An 8,800-nucleotide genomic window follows, 5' to 3' on the forward strand; every position below is an offset into this window, starting at 1 on the left:
TTCCACAATCAATTTCTACCTATTTCTATAAATTTCAATCTATTTCTATTATCTTATCTCCATATCACTCTTATCTCCTTATCCCCTTTCTTACACTTTTGATATATAGCCTGAACGGTTACCAAATCCTGATGATAAATCTTGCGTTTTCATCTTGCGTCCAAAAAATTCCTCTGCGTCCCCCAATTACCTGATAATGGCGAGCTTGCCTATTTTCTTCTTCCCATCGCCAGTGGTCAACACATAGATGTATATCCCACTATCTACCTTCTTCCCATAATTATCCCGAACATCCCAAATCCAGGTGGCGCGTTTGTGTTCTTCTTCTTTTACTAAACTGCCTGAGATGTCGTAGATGCGGATTTGGGTATCCTCTGGTAACCCTTCAAAAACGATATTTTCATCGCCGCGGCTGGGCTTGAACGGATTCGGATAGACCACAACCCCATCAAAACCCGCCGGTATCCCTTCCCCAATCAAGATAAATGTCCCAAAATGCGGTATGTCCCCATAGATAAAATTACTTCCAACTAAGACCTGTGCCCTGGCTACCTCCACCCACCTCGATTCAATTGATTCCTCATCCAGGATGTATAATTTCAATGTCTCCTCGGCTACATTCTTTGGTGGCTGATGGTAATAAATTATCACTCTGGTCGTTCGTGTCCCAAAATTACCTTCTATCGGTTTCTTATCTCCATCTTTAGCTGCTATGCGGATAATGGTATCAGTTAGCAGACAAAATCCCGGGTTATAATGATTCATCTGCAAATTCGCTATCTTAATCTCATCCTCATCCAGACCTGGTTTATCTATCGTTAGGTAATAATCTTTACTTACACTTTGAGATTTAATGTCTATCTTCAAGTTTCCCTCTTCAACCTTTACATTACTTGCGTCATCGTATAACACCGCAAAATCATTACTCTGAGACTCTATTGCCTCAACTCTAATAGTAATCTTGACATCAGGTGCGGCTTGGTTAGTCTCAATTGTTACCGTGCCTATCGCTATGCCGTTATAGAAGGTGATATTGGCAGGTTTTATCTGACCAAAGTTAGTTGTAAGAGAGCCCGTTTGGTTGTAATCACTTGCCAGATTGCCATACCTATCCTGGGCAGTTACTTTAATGCCAAAGTTAGTATTGATAATCTGATGTTTAATCGGGTCAAAGTCAAATCGATTGACTCTACCTGACCTGACAGTTATACTTGCACTGCCTTGTATCTGTTCTACTCTGCAGGTAAGTATTCCTTTGCCTTGTTTTGTCCCGGCCACAAAGGTCGTCTTTGTGCCAATAACATTGGTCAACTCTCCCAGTTTACTTCCTACTTCCCATTTCCCATTTCCTACCTCTTTCTCATTCCCATATTTGTCATACCCTTTAGCAGTAAATGTGCAAGTTCCACCTACCTCTATGGTGACTTCTGGAGGTGTAATCTTAATATAAGATAGCTCTCCTGGTGTAATAATTATATTTGCAGTGCCAATAATTGTATCACATTTAACATAAAGTATTCCTGAAGTAGCTTCTGTCCCAGCAATAAATGTAGTCCTTGACCCAATAATATTCTCTAATCTCCCTATTTCCTGTTCCATGCTCCATGCTCCGTGCTCCATGCTAACTTCGTTCCCATACTCATCATAACCTGCAGTAGTAAATACCTTTGATTCATCTACCTTTAGTTCGACACTTTTTGGTTCAATGTCTATTCTATCTAAATCTCCAGCTATTACCTTAAGTGTATTACTTGTACCATATTTACCATATCCAGAGGCAAAAATTGAAGTAGTCCCTGCTTTTGTTATTCTTACATTACCTTGCCAAATACCTGCAATAAAATTAGTAGTGGATGTAGGCAAAATAGTATTACTTGTATCACTAAGAGATACTTTACCAATCCAATTATCAATAATATTCTCATCTTTATCAACTGCCTTTATCACTATCTGGAAATTTTTACCTGCTATTTGTGGAGAGGGGATAATATCAAAATTAAAATGGTCTAATTTGCCAGCAGTTACCTTAAAGGTATTACTTGTTCCAACTATTCCATCATTGGAAGTATGAATAATGACATTACCTGAGGAAATAAATATAGTTACCTGAAAGTCTTTTAATACCCCATTGATAAAATTAGAAGTTGTATTAGGAATAATTGATCCAGTGGTATCAGTTAAAGTATTAGTTCCATTATAAGTAGTAACAGTATTCTGGTAGGCATCGTTAGCAATAATGGTGATATTGAAACCTTCACCCGCTGTCTGGTCAGTAATCGGAGCGAATCTAAATTGGTGTAATGCCGCTGACTGGACAAAGAATAGATTGCTGGTGCCAGAGATGAAGTGAGCAGTGATGGCGGTGGTGCCAGACATAGTAATGGTTACTGTGCCCTGCCAGAGCCCTTCTTTAAAAGGGATGAGAGATGAGGGATGAGGGATGAGTGTACCTGTAATATCAGTTAAAGTCGCTGTGCCAGTAAAACCATCGGCTATGTTCCCAAAGCTATCCTTTGCGGTAATAGTGATAGTGAATCCTACCCCTGCGGTTTGTGTCGTAATGGTGGCGAAGCTAAAATGATGTAATCCTGCTGATTGGACTAAGAAAAAATTGCTTGTTCCAGCGATGGAGTAATAGTGAGCAGTGATGGCTGTGGTGCCAGACTTTGTGATGGTTACTGTACCTTGCCAGATACCAGAGGTAAAAGGGATGGGGGATGGGGGATGAGGGATGAGGGTACCGGTAATATCAGTTAAAGTAGCTGTTCCTGTAAAACCATCGGCTATGTTCCCAAAGCTATCCTTAGCCTGAATGGTGATGTTGAACCCTACTCCGGCGGTTTGTGTCGCAATGGGGCTAATAACAAACTGTGTAAGTGTTCCTCCCCTGGCTAAAAATGTGGTGCTTGTCCCGCGTATGTTTTTATAACCTGCGGTGATGTTTGTCGTCCCGGCAACCGTGATGGAACCAGATCCTGTCCAGCTACCAGCCACAAATGCCAGGGTCTGCTTCGGATTCAGGCTGTTGGTCAGGTCTGTCAAGGTGGTGGTGCCTTGAAACGAATCGACGGTGTTTTCGTATCGGTCCTTCGCCGTAATCGTGATTGGGAAATTCACACCTACGGTCTGCGTACCAATTGGGTCGAAGGTGAAGTGGTCGAGGTCTGCAGGAATGGTGGTGATGGTGCCGGAATAATTGATAATTGATAATTGATAATTGTTAATTGATAATTTTACCCTGTCGCCTGCGTGTGGAGAGACAAAATAGGTAATGGTGGCTATTTGGCCTGATTTGTTGGTTGTAGTAGTGATGGTAGATAGAATACCTGATGTACCTGAAATGACTATTACTTCTAAATTGCAACTGATGCCTGATGAGCCAACTGGGTTATTGTATGCATCTATTAATTGAGCAGTGATTGCTACTGTTCCACCAGCAGGGATTTTTAATTCTTCTTCTGGATAGACTAAGAATTTAGTTGGTGTACCTGCGTTGACATAGAATTGATTACTTGTACCTGAAATGGAGTTGTCAGTGGGCAGTGAGGAGTGAGCAGTGATGGCGGTGGTGCCAGATTTTGTGATGGTTACTGTGCCTTGCCAGATACCTTCTTTAAAAGGGATGAAGGATGGGGGATGAGGGATAAGTGTATCTGTAATATCAGTTAAAGTAGCCGTGCCTTTGAAATTAGTTACTATATCACCGTATTTATTGTAGGCAGTGATGTTAATACTAAATCCTTGCCCTGCAATTTGCGGAGATGAAATCGTACCAATCTTAAAGTATTCTGGAGGTGGGATAACGAAGTAACCTGTAGCAATATATTCTGAATCCAATCCATACGCAATAATAGTAATCGTGCCAAACCCCTGGTCATCTACAGTAAAGGTAGTAGTAAAACTGCCATTTTCAGCCGCAGCAAGTACAATAGTTATAGTATTACCAAAACTTATCCTGATGGTTTCTGTTGAATAAAAATTACCACCTTTAATAGTAACAATAGTACCTACCGGCCCATGAGTTGGGCTAACAAGTGTAATTACAGCAGGAGAAAGGGTGGAGCCGGTAAAGTCCTGGGTGAGGCTTTGATCCGTGATGGTCAGGGTAGCCTGGGGAGGAGAGAAGGTGTATTGGGGATGAGTAGGTGTTAGGTAGTAGGTGTTAGGTAGTAGATTGAGGAATTGGTAGTAACCAGAGGAGTTTGTGGTGGTAGTAGCATTACTTCCACCAGAAAGGGTAACTGTAACACTACCCAGAGGAGAACCTTGCTTGTCTTTGATTGAACCGTTGATGAAGAATGTTTCGGCTGGGAGCTTGTAGATATGCCTTTCGTAACCTTGATAAGTATCTGTAAATGTGCCACTTATGGCTGTAACTGTTCTTGTCTCAAAGAGAACAATGAGTTCTTTTGTCCCTGTGCCAATGTCTTTGATGTGCCAGGTGGTAGTTCTAGCTTGAGAGCTGCCATTTAAGGTGATCAGGTATTTGTCGCCATTCTCTTTCTGTTTGTAGATCCAGTGCATCTTTTCTGTCCCTGTGGTGACTATGCCTTTTTCTCCCATAATGTCTAAGGTGACAGAGGGTGGGAGGATGGCTGGGGCAAGTCTGTCAGGGGCCTTGAGTATCTCATAACCTACTTGGTGTATGCCATCCCAAACTCCCTCTACTCCACCATACTTATCATATCTGGGATCCTTAGGATGAGGAAAACCAAAATATAGGATACCAACTGCCCCATGGGCAATGGATATATAGGCCTGGGCAATCATCTCTTCCTTGGTAAGGGTACGGCCTAATGGTTCAGGTGGATAGTCAACAGCCTCAACAGTCATAATTAGTGGTCGGGTATCACCCACGGCCTGTCGCATCTGATCAAGCTTCTGGGCCTGGCGGTTTAAGCCTGTCTCTACATTGTCATAGTCAGAAGGGTATTTATCACAGGAGAGAACATCAGCATCCTCGGCCATCATCTGCCATTCTGTCAATCCCATAAATCCCATAGCCAACATAAAGCCAGGTCTATTAGGATCAGCCAATCTCTGTCTTCGGGATAACTGATGGGCAAAGAGATGAGGTCTTCCATAGGATCCATATTCATGATCCCACTCATCAATGAGATACCAGAAGGGGATATTGGGATTATCCTTATGATCACGCATTACCTGTTCTAAATAGTCAAGACAGGCTCTTTCACTGCCATATCTATATTCACCCACCCATCCGGCCCTGATATTCTGGCCGAAGACTGGAAGTACCTTCAGATTATGGTTAGCTGAAAGTTGTAGATGTTCATCAAAACCTGGCTCTACATATCCACCCGGCCAGTACCACTTATCTGGATCATAGTGGACATGCCAGCGGTTATACCAGTCTATGTCCCAGTCACTTATTACATAGCAGTTCAGGTTATTATCTTCCATTATCTGCCAGGTATCCATGGTGCCTGTGCCCTGGTCATAGACGAAGCTTGTGCCAGCGAAAATACCATAAGGGAAGAATGGACCCTCATCAGGGATATACTCGCAGGTCTCTGATAAGGTTCCAAAACGGGATTGAGGACTCTCTGGCCAGAAGCCATCACAGTCTTCTTCAAATTCTGGTGTTTCAGGATTATCGGCTAATTTGACCTTATCTAAGGGTAATTCTCCAAGGAGGGAATCTTTATAGGAACCATCACCGATTTTGAATTTGAATCTTTTTAAGGGACCTTTCGCAGTATCTTCTTCTATAACCTTTAACTTGGAAGGATCAATCTCAAATTGGATAGTCTTCCACCTATGGTCAAAATTGCCACCTATATAGTCCTGCAATATCCAACTCCCATTGTATGAGTAGACAGGCACACCTGGATAGTCAAAATCAGCTTTCATATCCTGGGGTGCCCTTACATCATCTTTGTATCTGATGGTAAGATAGAGGGTGTTTTGGGGGTGCCCTTCTCCGTCCTGATCGAATAGAGAAGCATCAACCCAGATGTAGGTGTAATGCCGATACTTGACAGCCTGGGAGTTGATTTTACCTTCTGGAGCTTTTGGGGTGGTGCACCACCAGAATTGATTCTCATCCTCATACCAGGGCCAATACCAGACAATAGCCCCCTCATATCCATGGATGTATATATCTGATTCTGGATGTGCCCATTTCTCCTTCTCTCCATCCCACCAAGTCTTATCATCCCTGTTTAAGTCTCCTAACTCATTGTAGGCCCCCTGACCGATATGGGTTGCAGTGAAGTCTTGATTCTCCTTGCTTTCACTCAAGGAAGGATAGAAATAATTGGAGGGAGAAAAGCTATAACCAGACTTTTTAGGGATAACTGTATACTCACCAACAGCTAAGTTCAAGAATTCGTAGAAGCCATCACTTCCGGTAGTGTAACTTCCGGAGGCATCACCATAAAGATTTACCACTACTCCTTTTAGAGGCAAATCTTCGGTGTCTTTGATATAGCCTTTGATATAAAGAGAGACAGGTTCTGAGCCGAGGGCATAAAGGTGATGATAATCTGTGCCTGCATAGAGGATACCATCAGAACTCAGGGCTAAGGAAGGGAATTTCCAGAACTTGTCATAGGTGTTAAATTTCCAGTTGAATGTGCCGTTTGGGTTTAGGCAGTAAACAGTCTTTGTGGCATCAGAACTGCCTCCTACCCCAAAGTAGATCTTGCCTTGTAAGTCAATGACAGGCGAATAAGAGATATAATCACCTAAACTTCCTTCTTCAGGATACTGCCACTTTATACTTCCATCTTCTGGATATAAGGCATGTAAGCTCTTTGTTCCATCATAATAGCCTGAGCCAAGATAGAGTGTTCCGTCAGTGCCAATGGCAGGTGAAGAGTTGTATGCCCTATAATATTTCCATTTCCGAGTGCCTGTTCCTGGGTCTATGGCATGGAGGATTCCACCGGCTGAGATATAGACGGTGCCATTAGGACCAATGGATGGGGAAGAGGCTTTTTGTGTTCCATAGTCGTATGACCAGAGGAGATTGCCTTCTGAATTCAAGGCATAGAGTTTGCCCCAACCAGTCTTTGGATAGCTGGCAAAGTAGATGTTACCGGAAATGCTAATGGCTGGGGTGGTGAAGGCTTCAAGGTCAGTTGTAAAATCAGTGGTAAAGCTTCCTTTGATGCTACCATTTGAGCTATTCACAAGATAAAAGCTTCCGTCAGATGAGCCAACATAAATGGTATTCTCATCGAGGCTCAAAGTTGGAGTAAAGAGGGAATCGCTTAGCTTTTTCTCCCAGATGATGGTTGCTTTTGTCTCATCATCCCTTATACAGAAGAGGTCTCCAGAAGATGTGGCCGCATAAATGAGTCCATCTGAGCCGATGAGAGGAGAGCAAACCTTTCCTCCAAGATAGAGGTTCCATTTATCTGCTCCGTTCTGGGTTAAGGCATAGAGCTTATCTGAGGCAACATAAATGGTCTTATTAGGGCCAATCACCACCGAACAGCCTGAGGTAAACCACTGATGCCACTTCAAGGAAGAATTACCCGGGCCAGGATAAAGGCTTCTTCCTGTATGCTGCCCGTCGTGTTGATACTGGGGCCAGGGAGCAACATCAGCCCAACCCAAACTTGCCCACACCACCAACCAAACCACCAAAATAAACCTTTTCACCCCTCTTGCAAACATCTTAACACCTCCGTTAAAAATCAAAGATTAAAGCATTTTGCGGAATGCTGATTTTTATGCTTACAACCTGATGAAGTCGAGTACCAGTTTAACTGCCCTCTCCACTTCTTTCATTCTAATGTCTGTTAGTTTCCCGAATCGTCTCATTAACCTTCCTGTATCAATGGGATATATCTGGTGGCATTTAACCACTGAATCTACTGTGAGTCCTCCCTCTCCTTTTTTTACAGAAACATTGAGGATACCGCGGCGTTTAACATCAGTCGCTTTTGATATAGCCAAAACAACCACTGTCCCAAATCCTGTCTGATTGATCGTATTGCTTTGGATGAGAATGGCAGGCCGAATGCCTCTCTGTTCATGTCTTCTGGCAGGATTGAAATTTACCAATCAGATTTCTCCTCGATGAGGGAAGTCTAAGTCAGTCATGGTTTAATGCCTCCATCTGGGCGGGCAGAGCCAATTCAGCAACTGATGATTATTTATCATACATTTTATCATATTTTTTCAGTATGTCAATACCTTTTTTCTCCAAACTACAATTTACTTTACCCTCACTGTAAAACTGACTGAACCGGACTGACCCGGCCCAACCTCATCTATAATCCACCTGATCTTTGTTGCAACCTCATTAAAATCTGTCTGCCATCCATTGTTATACCAATAACTGACTATGGACTGTGGACTATGGACTATGGACTTCAACACGCAGTGCTCTGGCAAAACATCAATAATAGAAACATCCTTTGCTGTTCCTTGACCTTCATTTTTATAGGTAATCGTATAGGTTAGGGTTTCTCCAGGAAGGGTGGATGCTTTATCAACAGACTTATAAAGGGTTATCTCTGGTCTATATTTTGAAGACTCCAAATTCAGACCAAATTCAGGGGACACAATACTAAATTATTCTCCGTATCTGAATCAAAAAATTTAGTATTGTGTCCCCGGAATCCCTTGCCATAGGAGCGATATGTTTATTGAGAAAGTTAGAGATATTTTCGGCAAAAAAGTTATTGACAAAGACAGAAATTTAGTATATACTCATAGATGATGAAGAAGAAATGGCACCCGTATTTCTCAAATGTATTAAAACATCTACTCGAACCTAAAGGGTTTACGGTTGAAACTGAGGTTGAAGTTGGCAAAATGCCATTAA

The 8,800-nt window shown here is 42.4% G+C and carries 4 protein-coding genes; 1 reads left to right on the forward strand and 3 read right to left on the reverse strand.

Annotated features, from left to right (window positions below):
• Positions 1–194: hypothetical protein (locus tag AB1414_10740; protein MEW6607907.1), on the forward strand; the 194-nt coding region annotated here is incomplete at its 5' end.
• Here the strand turns inward: AB1414_10740 and AB1414_10745 are convergent.
• From AB1414_10745 to AB1414_10755, 3 genes are all read right to left on the reverse strand, one after another.
• Positions 187–7,644, reverse strand: coding sequence for a PQQ-binding-like beta-propeller repeat protein (locus AB1414_10745; protein MEW6607908.1), 7,458 nt, complete (start codon positions 7,642–7,644; stop codon positions 187–189). The genes AB1414_10740 and AB1414_10745 overlap by 8 nt on opposite strands.
• Before the next feature lie 60 nt (positions 7,645–7,704).
• A complete protein-coding gene (locus AB1414_10750; protein ID MEW6607909.1) occupies positions 7,705–8,034 on the reverse strand; it encodes a type II toxin-antitoxin system PemK/MazF family toxin in 330 nt (109 codons plus the stop codon).
• A 153-nt stretch (positions 8,035–8,187) separates the two neighbouring features.
• Complete coding sequence (locus AB1414_10755) at positions 8,188–8,538, reverse strand: hypothetical protein (protein MEW6607910.1); 351 nt, start codon at positions 8,536–8,538, stop codon at positions 8,188–8,190.
• Positions 8,539–8,800: the final 262 nt, after the last annotated feature.

This window comes from bacterium, assembly GCA_040755795.1.
Lineage (GTDB): Bacteria > UBA9089 > CG2-30-40-21 > CG2-30-40-21 > SBAY01 > JBFLXS01.